The sequence below is a fragment of the Streptococcus suis genome (genome assembly GCF_002960625.1).
GTDB classification, from domain to species: Bacteria; Bacillota; Bacilli; order Lactobacillales; family Streptococcaceae; genus Streptococcus; species Streptococcus suis_T.
Genome location: NZ_POJH01000029.1, coordinates 43,432 through 68,256 on the forward strand (window position 1 = coordinate 43,432; position 24,825 = coordinate 68,256).

The 24,825-nt window shown below is 43.0% G+C and carries 29 protein-coding genes and 1 riboswitch; all 29 genes read right to left on the reverse strand.

Translation table 11 applies throughout. The annotated features are described in order from the left end of the window. Position 1 precedes the first annotated feature (1 nt). The gene (locus C1G49_RS05385) at positions 2 to 280 is read right to left on the reverse strand and encodes a EutN/CcmL family microcompartment protein (protein ID WP_105116840.1); all 279 of its coding nucleotides are present in this window, start codon (positions 278 to 280) and stop codon (positions 2 to 4) included. A 13-nt stretch (positions 281 to 293) separates the two neighbouring features. Next, positions 294 to 911, reverse strand: coding sequence for an ethanolamine utilization protein (locus C1G49_RS05390; protein ID WP_105116841.1), 618 nt, complete (start codon positions 909 to 911; stop codon positions 294 to 296). 23 nt (positions 912 to 934) lie between these two features. Further along, on the reverse strand, positions 935 to 1,558 hold the full coding sequence (gene eutD, locus C1G49_RS05395; RefSeq protein WP_419579751.1) for an ethanolamine utilization phosphate acetyltransferase EutD: 624 nt from the start codon (positions 1,556 to 1,558) through the stop codon (positions 935 to 937). A 25-nt stretch (positions 1,559 to 1,583) separates the two neighbouring features. Next, positions 1,584 to 2,228: a hypothetical protein gene (locus tag C1G49_RS05400; protein ID WP_105116843.1), complete on the reverse strand. Its 645-nt coding sequence runs from the start codon at positions 2,226 to 2,228 to the stop codon at positions 1,584 to 1,586. An 82-nt stretch (positions 2,229 to 2,310) separates the two neighbouring features. Then, entirely contained in the window at positions 2,311 to 2,586 is a 276-nt protein-coding gene (pduA, locus tag C1G49_RS05405; protein WP_024380889.1) for a propanediol utilization microcompartment protein PduA, read from the reverse strand. A gap of 19 nt (positions 2,587 to 2,605) precedes the next feature. Next, positions 2,606 to 2,899 (reverse strand): ethanolamine utilization microcompartment protein EutM, encoded by a 294-nt coding sequence (eutM, locus tag C1G49_RS05410; protein WP_024380890.1) that lies wholly within the window; start codon positions 2,897 to 2,899, stop codon positions 2,606 to 2,608. Positions 2,900 to 2,924: 25 nt separating this feature from the next. Further along, on the reverse strand, positions 2,925 to 4,430 hold the full coding sequence (locus C1G49_RS05415) for an acetaldehyde dehydrogenase (acetylating) (RefSeq protein WP_105116844.1): 1,506 nt from the start codon (positions 4,428 to 4,430) through the stop codon (positions 2,925 to 2,927). Positions 4,431 to 4,436: 6 nt separating this feature from the next. After that, positions 4,437 to 5,096 (reverse strand): BMC domain-containing protein, encoded by a 660-nt coding sequence (locus C1G49_RS05420; RefSeq protein WP_105116845.1) that lies wholly within the window; start codon positions 5,094 to 5,096, stop codon positions 4,437 to 4,439. Positions 5,097 to 5,107: 11 nt separating this feature from the next. Continuing rightward, positions 5,108 to 5,761 (reverse strand): ethanolamine utilization microcompartment protein EutL, encoded by a 654-nt coding sequence (eutL, locus tag C1G49_RS05425; RefSeq protein WP_105116846.1) that lies wholly within the window; start codon positions 5,759 to 5,761, stop codon positions 5,108 to 5,110. A gap of 15 nt (positions 5,762 to 5,776) precedes the next feature. Then, positions 5,777 to 6,592: an ethanolamine ammonia-lyase subunit EutC gene (eutC, locus tag C1G49_RS05430; protein WP_419579752.1), complete on the reverse strand. Its 816-nt coding sequence runs from the start codon at positions 6,590 to 6,592 to the stop codon at positions 5,777 to 5,779. 90 nt (positions 6,593 to 6,682) lie between these two features. Then, positions 6,683 to 8,056 carry an ethanolamine ammonia-lyase subunit EutB gene (locus C1G49_RS05435; protein ID WP_105116848.1) on the reverse strand — a complete coding sequence of 458 codons (1,374 nt, stop codon included), beginning with the start codon at positions 8,054 to 8,056 and terminating at the stop codon, positions 6,683 to 6,685. A gap of 30 nt (positions 8,057 to 8,086) precedes the next feature. After that, complete coding sequence (gene eutA / locus C1G49_RS05440) at positions 8,087 to 9,520, reverse strand: ethanolamine ammonia-lyase reactivating factor EutA (protein ID WP_105116849.1); 1,434 nt, start codon at positions 9,518 to 9,520, stop codon at positions 8,087 to 8,089. A 181-nt stretch (positions 9,521 to 9,701) separates the two neighbouring features. Further along, positions 9,702 to 10,277 carry an ANTAR domain-containing response regulator gene (locus C1G49_RS05445; protein ID WP_105116850.1) on the reverse strand — a complete coding sequence of 192 codons (576 nt, stop codon included), beginning with the start codon at positions 10,275 to 10,277 and terminating at the stop codon, positions 9,702 to 9,704. A 19-nt stretch (positions 10,278 to 10,296) separates the two neighbouring features. Further along, positions 10,297 to 10,641 (reverse strand): ethanolamine utilization microcompartment protein EutS, encoded by a 345-nt coding sequence (gene eutS / locus C1G49_RS05450; protein WP_024380898.1) that lies wholly within the window; start codon positions 10,639 to 10,641, stop codon positions 10,297 to 10,299. An 85-nt stretch (positions 10,642 to 10,726) separates the two neighbouring features. Next, on the reverse strand, positions 10,727 to 11,863 hold the full coding sequence (locus C1G49_RS05455; protein ID WP_105116851.1) for a 1-propanol dehydrogenase PduQ: 1,137 nt from the start codon (positions 11,861 to 11,863) through the stop codon (positions 10,727 to 10,729). A gap of 477 nt (positions 11,864 to 12,340) precedes the next feature. Further along, positions 12,341 to 12,485, forward strand: a riboswitch (adenosylcobalamin (AdoCbl) riboswitch). Between the two features lie 221 nt (positions 12,486 to 12,706). After that, entirely contained in the window at positions 12,707 to 13,288 is a 582-nt protein-coding gene (locus tag C1G49_RS05460; RefSeq protein WP_105116852.1) for a flavin reductase family protein, read from the reverse strand. 79 nt (positions 13,289 to 13,367) lie between these two features. After that, positions 13,368 to 14,468 (reverse strand): NADH-dependent flavin oxidoreductase, encoded by a 1,101-nt coding sequence (locus C1G49_RS05465; RefSeq protein WP_105116853.1) that lies wholly within the window; start codon positions 14,466 to 14,468, stop codon positions 13,368 to 13,370. After that, complete coding sequence (locus C1G49_RS05470) at positions 14,449 to 15,054, reverse strand: histidine phosphatase family protein (protein WP_105116854.1); 606 nt, start codon at positions 15,052 to 15,054, stop codon at positions 14,449 to 14,451. Before C1G49_RS05470 ends, C1G49_RS05465 begins: the two co-directional genes overlap by 20 nt. Beyond that, complete coding sequence (gene cobS, locus C1G49_RS05475) at positions 15,051 to 15,773, reverse strand: adenosylcobinamide-GDP ribazoletransferase (protein ID WP_105124908.1); 723 nt, start codon at positions 15,771 to 15,773, stop codon at positions 15,051 to 15,053. Before cobS ends, C1G49_RS05470 begins: the two co-directional genes overlap by 4 nt. Further along, positions 15,770 to 16,354 (reverse strand): bifunctional adenosylcobinamide kinase/adenosylcobinamide-phosphate guanylyltransferase, encoded by a 585-nt coding sequence (cobU, locus tag C1G49_RS05480; RefSeq protein WP_105124909.1) that lies wholly within the window; start codon positions 16,352 to 16,354, stop codon positions 15,770 to 15,772. Before cobU ends, cobS begins: the two co-directional genes overlap by 4 nt. Then, positions 16,347 to 17,633 (reverse strand): glutamate-1-semialdehyde 2,1-aminomutase, encoded by a 1,287-nt coding sequence (gene hemL / locus C1G49_RS05485; protein ID WP_105124963.1) that lies wholly within the window; start codon positions 17,631 to 17,633, stop codon positions 16,347 to 16,349. The genes cobU and hemL overlap by 8 nt, the downstream gene beginning before the upstream one ends. Before the next feature lie 4 nt (positions 17,634 to 17,637). Next, positions 17,638 to 18,612, reverse strand: coding sequence for a porphobilinogen synthase (gene hemB / locus C1G49_RS05490; protein WP_105124910.1), 975 nt, complete (start codon positions 18,610 to 18,612; stop codon positions 17,638 to 17,640). Continuing rightward, positions 18,599 to 19,321, reverse strand: a complete 723-nt coding sequence (locus C1G49_RS05495; protein WP_105124911.1) for a uroporphyrinogen-III synthase — start codon at positions 19,319 to 19,321, stop codon at positions 18,599 to 18,601. The genes hemB and C1G49_RS05495 overlap by 14 nt, the downstream gene beginning before the upstream one ends. Then, positions 19,318 to 20,226, reverse strand: coding sequence for a hydroxymethylbilane synthase (hemC, locus tag C1G49_RS05500; protein ID WP_105124912.1), 909 nt, complete (start codon positions 20,224 to 20,226; stop codon positions 19,318 to 19,320). The genes C1G49_RS05495 and hemC overlap by 4 nt, the downstream gene beginning before the upstream one ends. Continuing rightward, positions 20,213 to 21,472, reverse strand: a complete 1,260-nt coding sequence (hemA, locus tag C1G49_RS05505; RefSeq protein WP_105124913.1) for a glutamyl-tRNA reductase — start codon at positions 21,470 to 21,472, stop codon at positions 20,213 to 20,215. Before hemA ends, hemC begins: the two co-directional genes overlap by 14 nt. A 16-nt stretch (positions 21,473 to 21,488) precedes the next feature. Further along, the gene (locus C1G49_RS05510; RefSeq protein WP_105124914.1) at positions 21,489 to 21,923 is read right to left on the reverse strand and encodes a precorrin-2 dehydrogenase/sirohydrochlorin ferrochelatase family protein; all 435 of its coding nucleotides are present in this window, start codon (positions 21,921 to 21,923) and stop codon (positions 21,489 to 21,491) included. 2 nt (positions 21,924 to 21,925) lie between these two features. Continuing rightward, a complete protein-coding gene (locus C1G49_RS05515) occupies positions 21,926 to 22,510 on the reverse strand; it encodes a cob(I)yrinic acid a,c-diamide adenosyltransferase (protein WP_105124915.1) in 585 nt (194 codons plus the stop codon). A gap of 20 nt (positions 22,511 to 22,530) precedes the next feature. Continuing rightward, complete coding sequence (locus C1G49_RS05520; protein ID WP_105124916.1) at positions 22,531 to 24,018, reverse strand: cobyric acid synthase; 1,488 nt, start codon at positions 24,016 to 24,018, stop codon at positions 22,531 to 22,533. Further along, positions 23,981 to 24,820 (reverse strand): energy-coupling factor ABC transporter ATP-binding protein, encoded by an 840-nt coding sequence (locus C1G49_RS05525; RefSeq protein ID WP_105124917.1) that lies wholly within the window; start codon positions 24,818 to 24,820, stop codon positions 23,981 to 23,983. Before C1G49_RS05525 ends, C1G49_RS05520 begins: the two co-directional genes overlap by 38 nt. Positions 24,821 to 24,825: the final 5 nt, after the last annotated feature.

Below are 24,825 nucleotides of genomic sequence, written 5' to 3' on the forward strand. Positions count from 1 at the left end.
TTTATTCTGCATCAGCTGTGTACTCAACCTTATCAATAATAGCGACAACGACCATATCAACAGGAATATTTTCTCTATTCAAGCTAACTCTAGCTGCACTGCCTGTAGTCACCATCACTTGATCACCTTCTCCAGCACCGATGCAATCCGCGACAACAACCAAAGATGGATCTGTTTGTTGTTCATTTAGTTGGCGCTCGACCACTAAAAACTTCAATCCATTTAAGTTCTCATCTTTTCTAGTAGCCCAAAGACTCCCTTTTACTGTTCCAACAAACATACTCTCTCTCCTTTTATTCTATGATTGTTATTCGACGGCGATTTAAATAGTCACGCGCCAAGGCAGTTATAATGGTCCCCTTTTCAACATGAAACATTCCATCATCTTCCAAATCTAAGGCACGCAGCCTAGATTCTGTGATGAGTTTTGGTTTTTTTGAAACTTTTTTCTCAGTAGTTTGATGAGTGGGTTGAACCTCTATATGGCCTTGTTTCAAAAGGGCTGGCAAGTCCTTCTGAGAGTAAAACTGCACACCATACTGCTCCAGTTTTAATTTTCTCTGAAGTAGTTCTTGGTAAAGCAACTTCTTAGCTGACTGTCTGTAGCACTCTAGGTCAAAAGATTCATTTGAAACCAGAACCTTTCTACCAGCTAATAGACTATTAACAACTTCCGTTTCTTCTGAACTATTGGGACAAAGCTGAGCAATTCGTAAGAGGGAATCTAAGGGCAAACCATTTGCAATAATATACTCTGCCTCATCAATACCCTGCACAATACGATATTCTTCTGAAAACCCGCTCACTGTCTTATCGCCAATAAGATACAGATTGATGTGATGGGAACTACCATTAAGGCGGTCTAGAAGGCGATTGGTAATCTCTTGAACTAAAAATTCTAAATTATCCATTTTTAACCCTTTCTACCCCATCTCTATCCTTTTTTTATAATGCGACCACGCATTCCTTTTTTAAATCCGCAAGCATTGGCTTCATCATAGTCAATGTGCATAAAGGTCGCAAACTTAGGGTGAACTCGAATGACTACATCATCAAAAATTAGTCCTCGTTCTCCACCTACTTTTACTTGCACAATTTCCTTATTCACTACATTTGCTTTAGCGGCATCTTCTGGGGTCATATGAATATGACGTTTAGCAACAATCAATCCCTTGTCCAGAGATACTACCTGACTTCCATTTATCAAGACAATTCCTGGAGTATCCTCAATCTGTCCGCTCTCGCGAATAGGCGCATTGACACCGAGCTTCAAGCAATCTGTCAATGAAACTTCAACTTGTGTAGCACCACGGACGGGACCAAGTATCACCACATTCTGAAAAGAGCCTTTGGGACCCAGAATAGTCAAGCGCTCTTTACAAGCAAATTGTCCAGGCTGGGATAAATCTTTGGCTTTGGTTAGAGAATAACCTTTTCCAAATAAGGTTTCCAAATCTTCTTGAGAAAGGTGGATATGGCGTCCACTTGCCTCAATTTCAAAGCTTCCTTCTAATTCATCCTGAACTCTTGTAGCAATCTTATCAATTAGTTCTTGCATTTCCATTCTAATCACTCCTTACCTTTCACTCATCCATCGTCATCCAAAGGAAAATCTGAAGAGAATGTAACAAATGAATAAGCTTAGCCAAATATAGATCATTTTCTCGAGAACCTATCAGCGATAGCTCCTGTTCAAGCGTAGCTAAGGCTATGTAAGTTTCGTACAGAGCTAGTTTCCAGTTCGTTACAGCACAGGTTAAGGAAAGCTTTTTAAAATCCAGTTCCCTTTGCTGACTATATTCATCCAGTTCTGTCACCGACGGTAGTAGGTCATCATAATCGTGAAGTTCATCCAGTATCTGACCAGATACCATACTTTCAATCGTTGTCAATACTTTGCTGACTTTCTCAAATTTTGATTGTTCGAATGAAAGATAGAGTTCACGTTTACTTTTAAGAAAATGTGGATACAGTGTCGTTAGACGAAATAATAGTGGATAGATTGCTGAATCTTCTAAAGTAGTTACTTTTTGATGTATCGCTTGTGGAGATGTCGTAAGTTGCTGATTATTGGAACGCGTTTGGACCACTCGAATATGATGGTCATTCAAGTAACTTCTTGCTGATGGAGTCAGTTTTTCATGTTCACCTAACTGGAAAACTCCTCCGTCAGCAATAGAAAGCTCCTTGAGTAGCTTTCTAATCTTTACTTCTGTAAAAACCGACATACACTCACATCCTTTAACGATTTTTTAATCAACTGGCTACCCAAATCCTTTTACACATCTAGGTAGCCAGTACACTTATTCGCTATTTTGGTAAAATGACTTCTACTTCTGAATGTGGACGTGGGATGACGTGTACAGATACTAACTCGCCTACGTTTTCTGCTGCCGCTGCACCTGCATCTGTTGCAGCTTTAACAGCGCCAACATCTCCACGTACCAATACAGTCACCAAGCCGCCACCAACTTGTTCTTTACCAACAAGGGTAACGTTTGCTGCTTTGACCATTGCATCTGCTGCCTCGATTGCGCCAACCAAGCCGCGTGTTTCTACCATTCCTAATGCGTTTGCGTTTGCCATTGTGATGTCCTCCGATTTTTTATTCTTCTTCTTTTTTAGCTTGTGGTAAAATAACTTCTACTTCTGAATGTGGACGTGGGATAACGTGTACAGATACCAATTCACCTACATTTTCTGCTGCCGCTGCACCTGCATCTGTTGCAGCTTTAACAGCGCCAACATCTCCACGTACCAATACAGTTACCAAGCCGCCACCAACTTGTTCTTTACCAACAAGGGTAACGTTTGCTGCTTTGACCATTGCATCTGCTGCCTCGATTGCGCCAACCAAGCCGCGTGTTTCTACCATTCCTAATGCGTTTGCACTTGCCATTGTTATGACCTCCAAAAATTATTTTTTAATGACTTAATTTAGCTAATACTTGTTTTACAAGTAGTTCAACCAGTTCATCTTCTTTAAGACTTGAAGATGAGAGAGATTCCCTTGTTGCATCCGCAACTGTTCCCTTATAACTATCCATCAAATTTTCTGCTTTTAAGAAATCTATGTATTCAGATGTTCCGTAAGCAACACGACGGATATTGTAAAGGTTGTGTGGACTAACGTTATCAGATGTTGCACTTCCTCCGACTGCTCCACATCCTAAGGTGAAGGCTGGGAACAAACCTGTTGTGCCACCAACACCACCAAGAGCTGCAGGGGTGTTGACTAATAGACGAGAAACTGGTTTTTTCAGGGCGAACTCACGAATAATCTCATCATTCTTAGAGTGGATGGACAGGGTATGTCCAACCCCTTCATGATGCAGAATTTTAATACTTAAATCACAAGCCTCTTCCCATGTTTTAACAGTATAGAAGCCAAGAATTGGAGCTAGTTTTTCCATTGAATATGGTGCATCTTTTCCAACTCGTGTTTCTTCTGCAATCAAGACCCTTGCGTCTGCTGGTACCGAGATACCTGCTCGTTCAGCAACGATTTGTGGTGTCTTACCAACCATTTTCGGGTTCATTGCACCGCTTGGAAGAATGATAAACTCTCCCAATTTTTTAGCATCAGCAGGTGGTAAGAAGTACGCACCTTGCTTTTTAAATTCTGCGATAACAATGTCTTTCATGTCCTCTTCAACAATGACAGATTGCTCAGAGGCACAAATCACACCATTATCAAAAGTTTTAGACTCAATAATATGGCGAACAGCTGTTGGAATATCCGCACTCCGTTCGATAAAGGCTGGTCCATTACCAGGTCCTACACCAATCGCAGGCGTTCCAGATGAATAAGCTGCTTTTACCATGGCTGTGCCGCCTGTTGCCAAAATAAGATTTGTATCTTTGTGGCGCATGAGCTCATTAGTTGCCGCAATGGAAGTTTTTTCAATAACACTGATGGCTCCATCTGGACAGCCAGCTGTTTTAGCAGCGCGTTTAATAATCTCCACTGTTTCAACAATACACTTCAAGGCGCTTGGGTGTGGAGAAAAGACGATACTGTTTCCAGCCTTCAAGGAGATGAGGGCTTTATACATGACTGTTGAGGTCGGGTTTGTCGAAGGAATCAGACCAGCAATCACGCCAACTGGTACACCAACTTCGATAATCTTTTTCTCTGTATCTTCGCGCAAGATACCTACAGTCTTCATATTCTTGATATGCTCCAGAAGAACCTTTGATGCCACTGTATTTTTGATAACTTTATCCTGCCAGCGACCAAATCCCGTTTCTTCAACAGCCATCTTAGCCAGTCGTTCACGCTCATCGTAACAAGCTTTTGCAACGACTTTGACAATCGTATCAATCTGTTCTTGGGACATCTGCGCTAGTTCACGTTGAGCAATCTTTGCTTGGCGAACAAGGTTGCGAACTTCCTGTATTGATACTAAATCCTTATCTTCTAAGTACATTCAGTATTACTCCTTTCTTGAGAGTTCCATCAAGGCTTGGACAAGCTGACGCTTGTTAGCAAATTTTATTTCTTTTTTGCTTAATTGAATATCTTTTTCACGGTAAGCTATGCTTCTGAGTTTGACAACTTTTAATTTTTCCAGCTCTGTTTGTGAAAACTTAGGAACAAAAGGTGTTTCGACCGCTTCCTCTTCTATGCTTGTAGGTATTTTCACTACTTCAGTAGTTTCCTTAGCTTGTTCATTAACTTGCTCTGTAGTTCCCAATGGCTCAGGGCTTTCTACAAGATTTACAGAAACAGCAACTTCTTCCTTCAATGGATTGAGAGGCTCAGCTTGCTCTTCCACTTTTTGTTCTTCAACTGGAAGGGGCTCTTCTTTTTTGAGTTTCTTCTCAGCCCTGATCAGTTTTTCAGTCTGCTCATCCATACTAGCAATGACATGGCTACCACGATAAAAAGATTTATTTTCGAGTTCTGCGACTGCAGCAGCTACTGCTGCTTTTACAGCACCAACATCTCCTGTAATATGTACGGTATTCAAACCAGATTTGATTTTCTCAATATTGATAATGGAAACATTGGCAGCTTTTACAGCTAGGTCGGCAGCTACAACAGCACCTAGATACCCTTTTACTTCAATTAGTCCTAGTGCTCTTTTAGCCATCTAATCCCCCTTTAATAATTCTTCGGGTTGCTTGCAATAGAGATGACTGTTCTAGCAAAGGCATCACAGGCAGCTCTACAAGCTGATTGCGAACCTACTAGAAGACCTCCAGCAAAGTTTGTTTCACTTGGTGGACCATAGAAGGCACCAATGGTCACATCTGAAGCTTTCAGAGCTGCGTCAAGTCCAACCATTGCTTCTGCTGGCGGTGCAATCAAGTAAGCAATAGCAGTTCCCTCTTCGGCATTTGCGCCTTGGGAAAGATAAGAACCTGCACGGGAAACACAATGGGCAAAATATGGGATTGTGTTCTCATCATTTGCACTATAGAAGCTTGCACCGTTTTCGATTTCATAAATGGCAACATCCAAGCCACTTCGTACTTCCTCGGGAGTAGGACCAGCTAAAATACCAATGACCTCACCAGCAAGTTTTGTTGAGGCATTACCAGCACCAGCATACATACTTCTTGCATAAACCACTTCAACATCGGCAGACTTAGTTGCCTCATCTAGCGCAACATAGGTTACATCATCACAATCTGATGTAATAATCCCTAAACTTCTATGATGCGGTTTTAGCTCCAAGGAAGCAGCCAGGCTAGCATCAACATTGGAAATGAGTAGAGCACTAAGTACAGATGCTCCTAAACGTTCGTTTATCACAATAGGACCTCCTTTTTATTTCAAATCAACACCTGATTTTTTATTGTCCAAAATCTTTTTAATGATTTCCGCAACATAAGCACCTGCCTCAACCGCAGGAGTACCACCTTTGTGGATATTGGAAACAACTGTCCGACGTGATTCTGGCATGCCCATTGTAGGTTTGTAGGCCAAATAAGCACTCATAGATTCTGCCGTTACTAGTCCCGGACGTTCTCCAATCAAGATACAAACGACTTCAGCACCTGTTAATTCTGCAATATGATCCATAGCTCCAACACGGGAGTGTTTGATAAAGAGTACTTCGTCGAATTCTAGACCAAACATTTTCAAGCCTTGCTTCAAGGCTGGAAGGAAATCTCTTATGTTTGCTTCAATGGCTGACGAACTCAATCCATCACCTACAACAATTTGAACCTTAGCATTCTTCTTGCAGCTATTTTTAATGATTTCCTGCTGATCTTCTGGGAAAATTCTTCCCAAATCAGGTCGTGTTAGGTATTCGTCCTTAGAGGAAGCCTTGGTATGTACTGGGATAAAGCCCATTTCTTTAACGAAATCTTCTGAGACATAGGAGAAAACAGCATCTTGGGCCGCAGCATGGTCTGCCCTAAAGCGCAAAATTGTTTGCGTTTTATAACGGTTTCCTGCCCTCCACAAACCTAAACGAGCGGGTGTAAATTGTTTAATCTTACGATAGGCCTCTTCATTGATAGCATTTGGAATAAGGAATTGTTTCTGAATATCTACCTCGGTAATATCAGGAATGATTCCATCTTCAATTTGGCAATCTTCTTGCTTAGGTTGATGCGAAGAGGAAGGGGCATCCATTTGTTCTGACACAACTGGCGTTTCAGTTATTTCATTCAAAATGGAGCGAATCATTTCTTTTAATTCTAGTTCATTCACAGTGACTTCCTCCTATATCTTTGACTTCATGAAGACTGAACCATCACCACCAATTTCAGTCAGATGGCCATCTTTCATTAAGCCCATATTTTCCATCCAGATTTCAAATTCTTTGATTGGACGCTTACCTAACAAGTCACGCATGGTCGCTGTTTCATGGTAACCAGTTGTCTGGTAGTTCAACATAATGTCGTCACCATGTGGAATAGCCATGATGTAGTTGACACCTGCAGCACCAAGAAGAACAAGCAAGTTTTCAGCATCATTTTGATCAGCTTTCATGTGGTTGGTGTAGCAAATGTCACATCCCATAGAAATACCTGTCAATTTACCCATGAAATGATCTTCCAAACCTGCACGGATAACCTGTTTTGAATCGTAAAGATATTCTGGACCAATGAAACCAACTACGGTATTGACAAGGAAAGGATCGAAACGTTTTGCAAAGCCATAACAACGAGCTTCCATAGTTACTTGGTCAGCTCCATGGTGGGCATCTGAAGACAACTCGGAGCCCTGACCAGTTTCAAAGTACATGACGTTTGGACCTGCTGCAGTTCCGACTTTCAAGGCTGTGTCACGCGCTTCTTGGATGATTTTAGCATCAAAACCAAAGGCTGTATTTCCTTTCTCAGATCCAGCAATAGACTGGAAGACCAATCCTGTCGGAGCTCCCTGATTCATGGCCTCAATTTGTGTCGTTACATGGGCCAGCACGCAATGTTGAGTTGGAATTTTATATTCTTCAATGAAGTCATTGAACTTATGCAAAATCCGTTTGGTGCTTTCCACTGAATCATCCACTGGGTTCAAACCAAGCAAGGCATCTCCACATCCGTATGCAAATCCTTCCATGGTTGAAGCCATAATACCGTCTGGATCATCAGTTGTGTGGTTAGGTTGTAAACGAGATGAGAAGGTTCCTGGAACACCAATTGTTGTATTTGCAGTCTTAGTAATGATAATTTTCTGTGCTGCTACTATCAAGTCCAAGTTGGTCATTAGCTTAGCTACTGCAGCAACCATTTCTGAGGTCAGACCACGTGATAACCATTGAATATCGATATTGGTCGTTTTATTGTCCAAAATCCATTCACGCAGTTCTTCAACTGTCCAGTTTTTTATTTTTTCATAGGTACGAAGGTTAACGTCGTCAATGATAATACGCGTTACCTCATCCTCTTCATATGGAACGACTGGATTATTGAACAAATCAGAAAGTTTTAGCTGAGCCAAAACTACCTTGGCTGCCACGCGTTCTTCTGCCGACTCGGCCGCTACGCCAGCCAAATGATCTCCTGATTTAAATTCATTAGCCTTGGCCAAGACTTCTTTTACAGAATGAAATTCATAGACTCGACCAAATAACTTTGTTTTTAATATCATTAAATTTATCCTCCTTTTGATATTGACTGATTAACTGAATACTAGGGTTTTTACAACGACTGGTAAAACTGAGCCTTCAACTAAAGGATTGCCAATATCAATGTAATCTCCATTTTGCACATCAACAGAATCGATACAAACAAAGGGATAATCTTTAGGCAACAATGCAAACAAACTTTGACCAAGTACCTTTGCCATGTCTTCCTTGACAACAACCAACAAAGGAATTCCTCGATCAATACTATCTTTCATCCCTTCAAGAATAGCCTGGGCATATTCTTGTACCCTTACGAAACTTGGACTCTTTATACCATCTAAGGCTAAAGCCAATTCTTGAACTTCATTTTCAAGCATGAACCATCGGCTTTTTTCCCTGATAGCCTCCGCCAACTTTTGCTGCGCCCCCATCTCATCTTGACTAGATAATTTCAAAACTGGGATATTCTTGATCGGCAAAATTTTTGAAATATAGGTAATAGTGCTCCCACTTACCTCTGTCGTATGGCTTCCAGCACCAACTACCGTAGCCCTAATGGTTTCTACCGACTCAATTACCTTCTTGTTTGAGAAGATTTTCGATTGTGCTATTGCTTTTCCAAGTAGTATCCCTATATCTCCATAGTGAAATTCACTGACAGAACGATCCGCTTGAAAAATCGCATCGGCCACACCACCTGAGAATGAAACACACTGGATAGGATAGTCCAATTTCAAACCATGATTAGTTTGGAGCAATTCATAGTAAGGACTATTTGTATCTAAGCCCAAACTTTGCTCTAGTACAGATACCAAAATAGCTATCAGGCGTTCCAGATCTGGTCGATTAAGGAGAGCTCCTACCGCCAAGTTTAATTTTTCTTTGATAATAATTTCTTGTAGTTTTGGAGCAATATAGGTAATATAGTGACTAGCTGGATCAATTTTCACAAGCCTACCGCCAATATCAAAACAAGCGGTATCAATCAAGTCTCCTTCACGGTAAACAGAGATATTTGATGTTCCTCCACCAATATCAATATTTGCTACAGAAGTGTGGTGCTCCTGAGAGTACTGATAACTACCTGCTCCCTTACCAGAAATAATACTCTCCAAGTCTGGGCCAGCAGTAGCAACAACAAAATCACCTGCATAGCCACTTAAGGCCTCTAGGACTTGACTAGCATTATCCTTTCTAGCTGTTTCACCTGTTATGATGACAGCCCCCATCTGAATCATATCCTTCGAAATACCTGCTTTTTGGTATTCCAATCTGACAAATTCTTTTATAGACTCAACATCTATCAAAAGATTTTCAAAAATGGGAGTAAAGATAATTTCACTCCTATACAGAACTCGCTTATCTGTAATATATACACGTGGAATAGTGAAAACGGAGGCTATATTTTCCACAATCAATTCAGATAACACCAGTTGAGTTGTAGCGGTACCAATATCAATGCCAACACTTAATATCTTATCGGACATCACCTTACCTCCAAAAAAAGACACCTAAAGTAATGCTAATAGATAGTTTCTATTACCATTCTTCAAGCGTCATTGCTTTTAGGCTCACATCATTGTCAGCCTCTTCTATTCAATTATAATCCTGCACTATTTATCACCGTCACAGTGACATGGTTACAGGATTTGCTTCACTGTATCATTATTAAAACTCATCATGCATGACCAATAGTTTAGCAATTTCCACCATGGGAACTCTTTTCTGCATACTGATGGTTCGAATATGCTTAAAGGCTGCTGATTCTGATAGATGATCACGAGACATCAATAAGCCTTTTGCTTTTTCAATGATGATACGGTCATTGATTTTTTTTGATAATTTAGCCATCTCATGATTCATTTGTTGAAATTGTCTGCCTTTTGCAATACATACTTCCACCATGGGAATCAATGATTTGGCATCCAGAGGTTTTACTAAGTAGCCACTAACACCATATCGTTTGGCTTTTTCGATATGCTGTTCATCACTTTGGGTAGTTAGTAATAGAACACCATAGGCCAGTTCATCATCCAATATTTTTTTACTAGCTGTCAAACCATCCAATAAAGGTAGCTGGATAGCCATCACAACTAAATCTGAACGGTATTTTTGACTTAGTTCAATTGCTTCAAAGCCATCGCTAGCATCTGCCACAACTTCGAAATCAGCCTTTTCCAATAGTTGTCTGACTTCACGTCTGACCATTGGATCCTTGTCTGCTATTAGTATTCTACCTTTCATACCTACCTCTTCTGAAAGCTTATGTCCGCGTTACAACTGTACTTGAAAAATGAAGAATTTCCTCCAAGCCCTGTAACACAGCCACTAGAGCAGCTTCAACAGAAGACACATCTCCCGTCATGACAACAGAGCCACTAAATCGGTCAACAAAACCGATCTGAACATCTGCCGCCTTGGTCGCAAGATCCACCGCAATAATGGAAGCTTCACTAGGAGTGATCGTCAGTATGCCAATAGCTCCTTTTTTATCGACCAGCAAACCTAGTTTTTCATAAATGACTTCATCAGGATTTGCAATGAGATGGGCCAGGGTTATCTGTTTCCCTGGTACATACTCTTGTATCATTCTCTGTTTTTCTTCCAGTTTGTCCACCTTCTCTCAATAGAAGTTTGGATAACGCCCTAGTTAGTATATTATAACACAAAGTAGGGTAGTTATCAACATAAATCTAGAAAGCATTTTCCAAAACTGCCAAAGCTTCTTCCGTGCTCGGCTGTCGTGGATTTGTAGCAGTACACTTATCTACTACCGCTGCTGCTGCAATTTCTTCCTTGTACTGATTAAAGTCACTAACAGACACACCATATTCCCGTAAGGTCATCGGCAAATCAAGTTTTCGTTGCAATTTTTTCACTGCGTCAATCAGCTGTCGAACACCCAAAACAGGACTAGTCGCGCTACAACCGATTAGCTTAGCAATTTCTTGATAACGGATAGCTGTTGCTCTATCACTATCACCTAAGCCACGAGCACTGATATTGGCATTATACTGGATGACGTAGGGCATTAGAATGCTATTTACTCGTCCATGAGGGATATGGAATTTTGCTCCTGTCGCATGGGCTAAGCCATGGTTGATCCCTAAGGATGCAGTATTGAAGGCCATGCCTGCCAGAGTTGACGCAACATGCATTTTTTCACGAGCCACTGAATCGTTTCCGTTTTGGTAGGCTTTAGGTAGGTATTCGAAAACTAATTTTATGGCTTTTTCTGCTAGAGCATCTGAAAAATCCGTTGCCTTGGTCGAAACATAGGCTTCAATAGCATGGGTCAGAACATCCATCCCCGTATCTGCTGTTATATTTCCAGGTAAAGAAGATACTAAACAGGAATCTAAAATGGCTACATCTGGTAGTATTTCTCTTGAAACCAAGGGATACTTGATTTCTTTTTGCCTATCAGTAATAACGGCAAATTCTGTCACTTCTGAACCGGTTCCACTGGTTGTTGGAATAGCAATTAGAATCACATCTGTGAACACAGCCATTTTCTTACCAAAATAGTAAATAGCTTTAGCTGCATCAAGAGCGGAACCACCACCAATCGCAAGGATGATACTGATTTGTTGACCACCTACTGACTGAATACCCGCAATAATGGTTTCAATCGGTGGATCTGGTACAATATCATCAAAAACATGACTCTGATTGCTAGGATCCAGATGACTTAATACACTGTCCAACTGACCCGTTTGCTTTAGGAAGGGATCTGCAACAACCAAGATGTGCTCATTCTTATAACTTCTTAGCTGCTCTAGAGCACCCTCTCCTATGCACAATTCTGTTTTATAGAAAATCTTGTACATTTCTTCTCCTTTCTATGTAACTTTTCCATAAAAATAAGCCATATGAAAACCAGACTAAAACTCTCCATTAAGTCATAGTCGTTTCATATAGCTACATTGCTTATTGATTAGTACGCCTTTGTACCACGAAAAAATTATAACATAAAGCCATTAACATATCAACAGAAATAATGATTTTTCTTGAAATTTTTATGAACTTTTTTACTCCTAGTACCCTTACCTAAATGACCACCTAAGAACCTGTGGTCCTCATTCAGCACTTCTATCTATGACTAGTTTTCAAGCTCCCATCATTCAGCTTCTTCTTTTGTATCCCCGCTAAAATCTGCCTTGATGAGAGAAAGATGCTCTCTTATAATGGAGTGATGTATGAATAGAGCTTCTCAGTTTATAATAAAGGTTTTATAATAAAGGCCGTCATTTTGATACAAATTAGTTGTCAAACTGGCGGAGATAAGTTATAATAATGATGCTAGGAATTGATTTTAGTACTTTTGAAAACATGGAAGTTTGGTGCAAATCCAACGCGGTCCCGCCACTGTGATAAGCTTTGCTTTAAGTCAGGTCTTTGGTTTCAAATTTTAGTAGATCTCACGCCTCGATGTAAGGTGTGATGTCAGTTTGGATAGCGCATCTACTGCGGTATTTTCCATTATTGGCTCTACGTTTAAGTACCTTTCATTTTCTAAAGGTAGAAAAACTACCTTACTGCAACGAAGCAGGGCCGATAATCGGGAAAGCCACAGTTAATCAATGATGCTTAACAGACTATACAAGGATGTATAAATGCTTTCTTAACATAAACGACAAACCACCCTCGAAATGAAGGGTGGTTTATTTTGTCTAATCCGACTTCCCTTCCGCTTCTCTTCGTTTTTTGATCAGCGTTCCCATTCGTAAGGATTTTTCATTATAGTAACGATAGTGTCGACCTGAACCATCACCGATATAGCTGATAGGTGAAAATTCACTGCCCTTAAAATCACCATGCTCATCAAGCAAGTCTTCTTCTACTACTCTGCGCGTTACTTTTCCGATAATGTTGGTCAACTTACCACATTCTACAAGTTCAACAACTTCGCACTCAATAGAAATTGGGCATTCATTTACCAAAGGAGCATCAACTGTTTCACCAACTGTGTAGGTCAAGCCAGTTAAGGAAAATTTATCTTTACGGCTATTAAAACCAGCAAGTTCCACTTCCTCAATCAACTCTTCTCTTGGAACATTGACAGTAAAGTGACCATGTTTGCTGATTTCAGTCACTGCATTTCCCTTTGTCCTCATGCCAATCACCATCATACTGCCTAAAGAATAAGCAGAACTTGAGGTTGTTATATTGTATCCATGAATATCATCTTTGTAACCCAAAAAGAATACTGGAAAGCCAAAATATAGCTTACGTGTCTCAAATGTTTTTTTCACCTTTTACTCCTTTATTGTAAGAATAGGTATCTACTGTTCAGCATTTCCATCACACATGATACCTCATTCCTGAACGTCATTATTTTCCCTCTAAATAATCCCGTAAGGAATTGACAAATGCTGTCGGGAGTCTCAACTCTTCTTGCAGTTCATCTCGATAGCGGGTAATGATGTCATACTCCCGTCCTTGAGAAACCTTGATTGGCCAGTCGGGATCTAGTAACATGGCCTTACCAACAGAGAAGAGTGGGATGTCTTCTGCTAGAATCTCTTCCACATCTTGACAGGTCTGAATCCCACCAACTGCAATCAGGGGCACTCGTCCATTGATTTTTTTTATGACGGAGTGAATAATCGGCTCTGGTGACTTAGGATTCCGCAGGGAAGGTCGGAAAACATGACTTAAGGAGAGATGAAGGTAGTCTACCCCCATTGCAATCAGCTGCTCTATCAGCTGCAAACTATCCCATAATTCAATACCTGGATCTTCAATCTCTTCTGGGGAGAAACGGTAGCCAACCAAAAACGGTCTATCTGCTTCTTCCTTGACTAGTTTTTTGACCTGCTTAACCAAGGTCTTGGCAAACCGCATACGGTTATTCAAACTACCTCCCCACTTATCTTGTCGTCGATTGGAATGGGGAGAAAGGAATTGCTGGATTAAGTAAGTATTGGCCCCATGTAACTCCACTCCATCAAAACCTGCTTTTATGGCCCTTCTCGTTGCATCAAGAAAAGCCTGTAATATCTCATCTACTTCCAAATGCTTAAGAGAACGAGGTTCTACCACATTACCATGGGAACCAATAATAGCACTAGGAGCTACTGGTTTTCCTTCAATTAAAACTGGGGGAACCATGCGGCCTCCATGATAGATTTGTAAGACTGCTAAAGCTCCTTGGTCCTTGATGGCTTGAGCCAGGCGAGCTAACCCTTCAATCTTGTCATCTTCTGCGACACTGAAACTATCTCTAAATGCCTGCCCTTGCGTATGTACATAGGCACTGCCTGTAATGACCATGCCCACTTGGCTAGCACGACGAGTGTAAAAATCAATATCATCTTGCGATACATAGCCTCCCGGCTGACAGACACTGAGGGTCATGGGAGCCAGTACCACTCGATTTCTAGTGTACAACTGCTCTGTCAGCTGTACAGAATCATGAATTGTTTTTATCATCTACAACCTCTTTTCCTAAAAGATATGCAGTAACATCTGTTCCTTCTTTTTCTACCACTGTCACAGTTCCTTGGGGAAAATCAATATCCCAAAATAGAGCCGATGGATCTACTAAACGCTGGTAAATCAACCTTAGGACACCTAAGTGAGCAACAAGGGCCAGTGATTGACCTGGATGTTCATTGACCAATCTGTCCGTTTCAGTCCAAACCCGGTCTTGAAAGTCTCTAAAGGCTTCCGCTTCCGGTGGTCTGTAGGTAAATGGTGCTGCTAACCAGGCCTCCCATTCCAGCGGAAATTGCTCCTGAATCTGATCGGCAGTCAGGCCTTCCCACAGTCCAAAACCTTTTTCATCCATGTTCTTTAAGGGGATTGGATGATGTATAGGAAAGACAAGCTGGGCTGTTTCCTGGCTACGTCTTAAAGAGCTGACATAGACCTTGTCAATGGGAATATCTCGCATCTGATTTTCCAAGACTAGAGCCTGTTCTTTCCCTCTTTGATTGATGGAAACATCCAAGCTTCCATAAAAACTGCGTTTTTTGTTCAAATCGGTTTCACCGTGACGCATGAGGTAGATTTTCATATGATTAACCCAATAATAAATAGGAGTTGAGCCACTTCTACAAAGGCTCCTAAGGTGTCACCTGTATGGCCGTCAATTTTTTGGTAGACAAACCGGCGATAGACCTGCGAGCCAAGTAAGACAAAGCCGTAGGCAAGTAAGCCTTTGTAGCTAAAGACATACATTAGACTGGCTAGCGGCAAGACCTGAGACAGAACGATTTGGCCACCTGTCGTCCCTGAGAAAAAGTTGCCTGTCCCCCCTTCAGCCCGTGCATAGCGCATCTGATAGAGCTGCAGGGCTAGTCCTGCCTTTCCTATCATGGACAGGGCCGCCACGATAAACCAACCTGGCTCAGGAAGATAGGGATAGGCCACCAACATCAAAGCATAGTAGAGAATCAAGGCCAGGACACCATTGCTACCAATACGACTGTCCTTCATGATTTCCAACATTCTCTCCTTTTTCCTGGATGAAAAGAGTCCGTCTGCAGTATCTGCCAAGCCGTCTAAGTGAAATCCTCCTGTCAGCAAGACATCAAAGAGAAAACTAAGGCACCAAGCAACAATGCCTGGTAAGACCAATTGAGCTAGGTAGTAAAACAGGCCTGTAATACTCCCTAGTAAAAGTCCAAATAAGGTCAGATAGGGAACTCCTTTTTGGATATGAGCAATATCCACTTCCTTGTTGATGGGAATTCGGCTAAAAAATTGTGTGTAAATAATCAGTGCATGTATCATTTTAAGCGTTGAGCAAGGCCACAAATCACCAGATAAACCTCACTCGCCTCCTTTGCTAAGAACTGATTCACCTGTCCAAGTAGATCTCTAAAATACCGTCCCAACTTGGTATCTGGGACGATGCCCAGTCCAATTTCGTTGGTGACAATGTAGAGCTGACTATCCGTTGCCCCATGAGCAAGTAGGATAGCCTGCCATTGAGCCTGAATCTGTCGACTGATAAAGGCCTGTTCTTCCTTGCTGAGAAAGTTAGTATCCTCCATAGCTATTTTCTCAGGGAAATAGGTTTCAACCAGCTGAAAGAGGAGATTAGTCGTCAGCATGGTAGCACAGTCCAGCAAATAGTAGTTGTAGGTTTGGTCTTTCAACCAGGATCCAAGATCTGCAAACTGCTCATGGGTTGTCCAAGAAGCTGGGCGGCGTTCTTGGTGCAGCCGGACCCGCTCCTGCCATTCACTGTCGGTGCCTGAACTCATTCCTGTCGCTATATAACATACTCGCTCTTTCTCCCAGATTTGCTCTTCTGTGAACTGCGATTTGCCACTTCGAGCTCCTCCAGTTACCAAGACAATTTTACCCATATATTTCTCCAAAAACAGTATCAAAGGCCTGCAAGGTCTGGTCAATATCTTCCTTGGTATGAGCTGCGGACATGAAATTTGATTCATACTGGGAAGGTGCTAGGTAAATCCCTTGTTTGAGTAAACCTGCATGGACACGGGCAAAGACTTCTTGGTCGCTGGCCTTGGAATCTTCAAAATTCCGAACAGGCCGCTCGTTAAAGAAAAATCCAAACATGGTACCAACCTGTACAACCTGGAGGGGAATCTGGTACTTGACAGCCAGTTCTTTCAAACCTAGGCAAAGCTGATTGGTTCGTGCCTCCATATCCTTGAAGATATCCGGTGTCAAGGACACCAAGGTTTCATAGCCAGCTGTCATAGCAATTGGATTGCCTGACAAGGTACCTGCCTGATAGACCGCCCCCATGGGAGCGATATAGTCCATATACTTCTTCTTACCTCCAAAGAGGGCCATTGGGAAGCCTCCCCCAACAACCTTACCAAAGCACAACAAGTCTGGCTCCACACCGTACAAGCCCGTAGCTCCAGTATAGCTGGCCCTAAAGCCTGTCATCACCTCATCGATAATAAACAAGGCACCATATTGGCTTGTGAGGTCACGAATAGCTTGGATAAAGTCCTGCTCTGCTGGAATCAGTCCCATATTTCCTGCCACAGCTTCGATAATGACGCAGGCAATTTCTAAGCCCATCTCTTCAAAACAGGCCTGAAGGCTAGCCTTATCATTATAGGGAAGAGTAAGAGTATCCTGAGCAGTTGCTTCTGTCACTCCAGGAGAATTTGGTAAGCCAAAGGTGGCAACCCCAGACCCTGCTTGTACGAGGAAGGAATCACTGTGTCCATGGTAACAGCCAACAAACTTGACGATTTTATCCCTCTGGGTCACTCCACGTGCCAAGCGAATAGCACTCATGGTAGCTTCCGTCCCCGAACTGACCATTCTCAGCCGTTCCAGATAGGGAATTCGTTCCTGCAGGTGCTGTCCTAAGCGGGTTTCCAAGGGACTTGGTGCTCCGAAACTAGTACCGCATTCCACGGCTGACTTGACCGCTTCAATGACCCGATCTTCTGCATGACCTAAAATCATTGGACCCCAGGATAGAACGTAGTCGATGTAGCGATTTCCATCCACATCATAGAGATAGGCACCCTTGGCCTTGTCAATAAATACTGGACTGCCCTCTACGGCCTTAAAGGCTCGAACTGGACTATTGACCCCACCTGGAAAAACCGTTTGGGCTTGTTCGAATGCGAACTTAGATTGTTGAGTCTGCATCATCTTATCCTTCCTCTTTCAAATAGCGGGCTACATCTTTTGCAAAGTAGGTGATGATCAAGTCTGCACCCGCACGTTTAAAGCCTGTCAAGGTTTCAAGAACAACTGCCTCCTCATCAATCCATCCATTTTGAGCTGCAGCCTTAACCATGGCATATTCTCCACTGACATTGTAGGCAACTAAGGGAAGCTTAGTTTGCTGCCTTAATTCTCGTAGAATGTCCAAGAAGGCTAGACCTGGCTTAACCATGAGGAAGTCGGCCCCTTCTTTTTCATCGCTCAGGGCTTCTCTCAAGGCTTCTAAGCGATTAGCAGGATCCATTTGGTAGGTCTTCCGATTGCCAAACCTTGGAGCACTTTCGCCAGCGTCACGAAACGGTCCATAAAAGCTAGAGGCAAACTTAATGGCATAAGACATGATGGGAATGTCTTCAAAACCAGCCTGATCCAGTCCCTGACGGATAGCTTCGACATAGCCGTCCATGGCATTGGATGGGGCAATGATATCCGCACCAGCCCTGGCTTGACTCAGGGCAACTTCTACCAAGCGGGTCAAGGAAGCATCATTGTCCACCTCCTGACCTTTTAACACCCCACAATGTCCATGACTGGTAAATTCACACAAGCAGGTATCTGCGATCACGACAAGCTGAGGGAAGTGCTTCTTAATCAGGCCAATCGCTTCCTGAACAATGCCTGTTTCACAAGAGGCTTGGCTGCCAATCTCATCTTTTTCCTTGGGAATGCCAAAAAGTATGATACTCTTTAACCCTAATTTTTCAACTTCTGCTACTTCATCGACTAAATGATGCAAGGGGAATTGATAAACTCCTGGCATGGAAGCTACTTCCTGCTTGTCATCAAGACCTTCTTTCACAAAGATAGGATAAATCAAGTCTGTGGTCAGTAGCTGGGTCTCCCTGACTAAATCACGAATCCCTTCTGTCCTTCTCAGACGTCTGTGTCTAAAAAATACCATATCGTTTCTCCTTATCCATGATGGTTTCTAGCATGGCTGTGATAGAAGGCTTGTCTGGCATGAGGTCTACCTCATAACCAGATTCCATCACCGCTTGGGCTGTTGTTTTTCCAATGACTGCTATTTTATGGCTGGCAGGGAACTTTTTGACTACCTCTGTAAAACTGTGCCAGGCAGATGGACTGGCAAAGGTCCAAAGGACCCTATCCAATTCCAAATAGGGAGCAAGCTGAGCCTGACCTGCCTGATGGGCAACCGTGTCATACATCTCCCAAGCTAGTACAGAATGCCCCTCCTGCCTCAAACCTTCTGCTATGAGTGGATTAGCCAAGTGACTCTGGGGGAGCAAAATCTTTTGCCTTTCTAAGCCAAGTGCTATCCACTCCGCTACAAAATCTTTTCCATACTGGCTAGTCGACTCAAAAGTCACTGACCGTCCTGCTTCCCTTATGGAACGACTGGTCTGCTCACCAATACTGGCAATCTGTATAGAAGATGGAAGATGGGGCAGGAAGCACTCAAAGGCTGTTGCACTGGTGCAGAACAGCCAATCAGCCTTTTCCAACTCCTGTTTAACTTGTTGAGGCAGAGGATGGGCCTGAAAAGCTATTAGGGGAACAGTTGCTAACTGAAAGCCTGCATTCTCCAAAGCTGCTCGCAGGTCCAAATCTATGGTCCCATCTCTTGTTACTACAATCGTTGCTGTCATCTTGCTGGCTCAACCCCTAGCTGATTTAATTTCTCCACGGCCTCCTTGGCCAACTGGAAGCCGTCATGACCAGATAGGCTGATGCGGTGGCAGTTCTTCTCGCTATCTGCTAGCATGACCTCTAACTGATAGTCGGCTCCAACTTGTTTGGCCAAGGCAGCGATTGGGAAGGTGCAGTCAGCCCCCATTCCACGTAAAAATTCCCGCTCAATGCCGGCGCAGACTGCGGTTTCAGGATGGTTTATACTGGATAAGATGTCCAAAACTTGCTGGTCATCCGCCCGACATTCGATTCCCAGAGCTGCCTGGGCAACGGCAGGAAGACAAATGGATTCATCCAAATATTCGATGTCCAAGTCAGCCTGGCTGGTCCAGCCAAGCCGATTGATCCCCGCAACTGCTAAGACAATAGCATCGTACTGGCCGTCACGGACCTTTTGGATACGGCTGTCGATATTTCCACGCAGGGACTTGTAGACCAAGTCAGGCCGAACAGCCTCAAGCTGAACTTGACGGCGAAGACTACTAGTCCCCACTACTGATCCAGCTGGCAAGCTAGCCAAGGTCATACCTGCTTCCCTGAAAATCAAACAGTCACGCACATCCTCACGCTCCGGACAGGCTCCAATGACACATCCCTCAGCTAGTAGCCCTGGAACATCTTTCAAGCTATGGACTGCTATATCAATCTCTTTTTCCACCAGTGCCTTTTCAATATCCTTGACAAAAACGCCTTTTCCACCAATTTTTTGGAGGCTGACATGAACTAGCTTGTCCCCTGTCGTTTTATAAGGAACCAGTTCAAACGCAACATCAGGATGCAAGGCCTTAAGGGCATCTACAACCATATTGGTCTGAGTCAGTGCTAGCTGGCTCTGGCGGGTTCCAACTCTAATTACTGTCATGGTCTTCTCCTAGTCTATCTGCTTGTAAGCCAAAAAGTTTACAGACCAAGGCAATGTCGTAGTCAGACCTTTCTCCAACAGACATTTCCTTGAGTTGTAAAATGGGCTCTCGAATCAACTGATTGACAATTCCTTTCATGTGTTTAGAAATTTGTTTCTGTTCCCTCTCGGTCAAATTAGGTATCTTCCGATTGATACTTTCTAGGGATGTGGCATGAATTTGCAAGGCTTTCTCCCTCAGTTCACGGATGAGAGGCACAATTCCCAACTGAGCTTGCCAGGCTTGGTATTTGACCAACTCTCCTTCTATTTCCAAAACAATCTGTTCAGCAATCTCTCTCCGTTCTTCATGATAGACTTCTAGTTGATTGCTGAGATTCTCAATGGTGTAAAGGGTCATCTGCTCACTTGGGTGAATGGTCCTAGGCAGGCAAAGATCAAAGGCAATGACACTTTCTTTCAACATAGGCGGAAAGAGAATGTAGCCTCCTACTTTTACAGCTGAGAAAATGACATCCGCATCCGCAACTGCCGCTTCAAGCTGATCCCAGCCAAAAGCCTGGACACGTTGGTCCTGCAGAAAATGCTGGGCCTTGGAAACTGTTCGATTGACCAAACGGACTTGTTCAAAAGGCTTTTTCAGCAAATACTTGGTTACAAGTTGGCCGATTTCACCCAGGCCGATAACCGCTACCCTTTTTCTAGAATAGTCAAAATCAGTCTGTTCCAACAGTTGCACTGCTGTTAATCCTATGGAAATAGGCCGAGCATTGATGCGGTACTCTTCATGCATTCGTTTGGCAAAGGTCATGACCTGCTTAAAGACTTGATTTAAGATGACACCAGTCGTTCCTACTGTCTGAGCTCGGGCAAAGGCCCGTTTCAACTGACCTAGAATTTGAGTTTCCCCTAAAATCTTCGATTCCAGGCCAATGGACACTCTGAGCAGGTGTTCTAAGACCTGATTGGCTTCTTTGAAGATTAGACAAGGTTCCACTTCCTCCGCTTCTAGCTGGAACCAGTTCTGTAAAAAGCGTTTAGCGTAATAGCGTCCTGTATGGAGCTGGTCCACCACTAGATACAGCTCGGTTCGATTACAAGTCGATACAATGACCGTTTCAAAAATACTTTTCTCTTGGTTCAGTGCCTCTAAGGCCTGGTCCACTTCCTCGTCGGAAAAATGTGCCCTCTCCAGCAAACTAAATGGCGTATTTTGATGGGTCAATCCAACATATAATAGGTCCATAACATACTAACCTTTTTCATTCTAAGTCTTCTAATAGTGCTTCAATTTTCTGGCGTATAGCTTTTGAATAGGCAGCTGAAGCACCATTTGTTGAAATCATGACAGAAAAATTTTTTCCCTTGGCCATTGCTACATTATAAAAATCAGAGTGGTTCTTGTCACCAGTATTGTTGACCAGCTGACTAGGTCCAGCATCCGCCATTACCTGCAGATTGACACTGGCTTGGTCGGTACAGGCAAAGGCTAATCTTGCCCCCTCTAAATCACCTTTTTGATAGGGTCTAGCAAGCCAGGTCACCTGCGTCGCATCAATGCTTGAATGCAGGTCTGGACTGATGACAGTCACCAAGGCTCCTTGATCTAGCAAGCCCTTAATTTTTCGGGAAGCAACCTTTCCCCCTCCTATCACAACTACCTTTTTTCCCTTTATGTTGATCATAACAGGGTACATAATCATGCCTCCTTTTTTCGACTTCGAAAAATCTTAGAGCTGCGTTCATAGACCGTATCAGCAACCCCTAGTCTAAAATTAACCAGGCGAGCTAGGACAAAAAAGTAGTCTGATAAACGGTTAATATAGACAAGACCGACTGGATTTACTTTTTCTTCTATCTCCATTAAGGCTACCATCCGACGTTCCAATCGTCGAGTGAGCGTTCTTGCCATATGAAAAGAACTGGCAATCAAATGCCCACCTGGTATGATGAACTTTTCCAACTGCGGTGGCTGGTTCATATAGGCATCCATACGTTCTTCCAGCCAATTCACTGTAGCTTCTTCCTGCTTGTAGGGCCGCAATTCCCTTGGTGTAGCTAGGTCGCTGCCACAATCAAAAAGCTGCTGCTGGATTTGCTCACACTCTAGTCGAAGGTCGTCCAGTTCTACGTATTCTCTCATCTCCGCAACAATTCTTCCAAGCAGGGAACACAGTTCATCCATAGTCCCGTAGGCTTCCACGCGCTCATGGGTCTTGGAAACTCGGTCACCACCATAAAGACGGGTTTTCCCTCTATCTCCATATCCTGTATAAATTCGCATACATTTTCCCTTCCTAACGGTCAAGCTAAGATGTCATAGATAGCTGTCATATCTAGCGACTCTCTCAAAATAGTTGCTAATTTATCGTATTCTCTATCTTTCATGGTCTGAATGGTTTCTACTTGTTGGTCGAGAGCAGGCAAACCTTTTTTGATCCTCAGTTGATTGAGGTAGTCACGAGTCCAGGCCACATTGTCGAAAATGCCATGTAGATAGGTTCCTTGAACCTGACCTCCATGTCCAATGGCTCCGTCCTGGCGGTCCGTCGCTTCTCCATTTTGCAAGACAATAGTTGAAAATGGTTGAACACCGTCAGCCAACTGGGTTTCCCCCATGTGAATTTCATAACCTTCTAAGCTGTAATCTCCCTGCTTAGCCTGAACTTGAGTGGTACATTTGTTGGCTCGGAAAATAGTGGTCGTTTCCAGAAGACCTAGCCCCGCCATATCCTCAATGCTCGATTCCACCCCTAGAGGATCGGAGAGCTCTTGCCCCAGCAACTGATAGCCACCACAGATGCCAAAAATAGCACTTCCTTCTTGGAAACAACGATGGATCTCTTTATCCAAGCCTGACTCTGCCAAATAGACCATATCTTCAATGGTATTCTTGCTTCCTGGTAAAATCAAGAGATCTGGACTGCCAAGCTCATCAGCGGATCCAACATAGCGGACAGATACATCTGGATGCATTTCCAGACTATTAAAATCTGTAAAATTGGACATCCTGTTCAGGTTGATAATCGCTACATCCAGGTCTTTTTCTAGATTGAATTTCCTACTTTTCTGAACAAGGGCCACGCTATCCTCACTGTCAATATGGAGCTGAGCGTAAGGGACAACACCCAAGACAGGAACCTTTGTCAACTCTTCTATCATATCAATTCCTGACTGAAGAAGGGCAACATCCCCTCGGAATTTATTGATAATCACTCCCTTGATCCGCTGGCGGTCCTCCTCTGGCATGAGCATGATTGTCCCATAAATCGAGGCAAAGACACCGCCCTTGTCAATATCTGCAACCAGGATAACAGGTGCATCCACCAGTCTCGCCATGCCCATATTGACAATATCCCTGTCGTTCAAATTGATTTCAGCAGGACTTCCTGCCCCTTCAAGAAGGATGACATCATTTTCAGAACTCAGTTCCTCATAAACATCCTTAATCTTAGGAAGCAGTTCCTGCTTAAATTCGTGATATTCAACAGCATCCATATCGGTCAAAACCTGACCCATGAAAACAACCTGGGATTTTCGGTCAGAAGTTGGTTTGAGGAGAACAGGATTCATGCGAACATCTGGTTCAACCTGAGCAGCCTCTGCTTGAAAGACCTGAGCCCGTCCCATTTCCTGACCTGTTTTAGTAATGTAGGAATTCAGGGCCATATTCTGTGATTTGAAGGGCACAACCCGCAGGCCATCCTGCTTAAAAATACGACACAATCCCGCTACGATAATACTCTTACCAGCATCAGATGCAGTTCCTTGAACCATCAACGATTTTGCCATAGTCTTTTCCAATCCTTTCAAAAAATACCTGTTCATTTTCTGCCAATGGAAGGCCCATTGCTAGATGTAGTTTAACTAGCCAAGGTAAAGATAGGCGCGCCTTCTCTAGTGTCTCCTTCTCTAAAAAGACACTGCCCACATCTCCTTCCAAGACCAATCTTCCCTTATCAAGTAGATAAACGTAGTCACAACAGTCATACATCAAATCCATATCGTGACTGGTCAAGATTATCTTCGTACCTTGCTTGGCCAACTTTTTCATCAAAATCATCATGTGATCTCGACCACGCGGATCCAGTCCTGCAGTCGGCTCATCCAGCAACAAGTACTTGGGTTGTAAGGCTAAGACACCTGCAATCGCAACCTTTTTCTTCTGCCCATAGCTCAGATAGTGAACAGGCCGATTTCGCAGATGTTCAATATGCATATCCTTTAAAGCCTTATCCACCCGCTCCTTGATTTCTTGCTCAGGATAGGAAAGATTTCGAAGGGCAAGAGCCACATCATCTTCCACGACTGAATAAAACAATTGTTGTTCAGGGTCTTGAAAAACAATTCCGACCTCTTGGCGATAGGCATATAATGCTTTTTTAGAATAAACGAGCGGTTTCTCTTGGTAAAATACCCTCCCATTTTGGGGCTGATAAAGTCCCATGATGACCTTCATCAAGGTAGATTTACCAGAACCATTGGCTCCTAAGACACCGACGATTTGCCCCTTGTCAAAGTCCATACTCACATCTTCTAGGACCTTACCAAAATCGAAATTATAGGTATAACTGATATTCTCCACACTCAGCATGATGA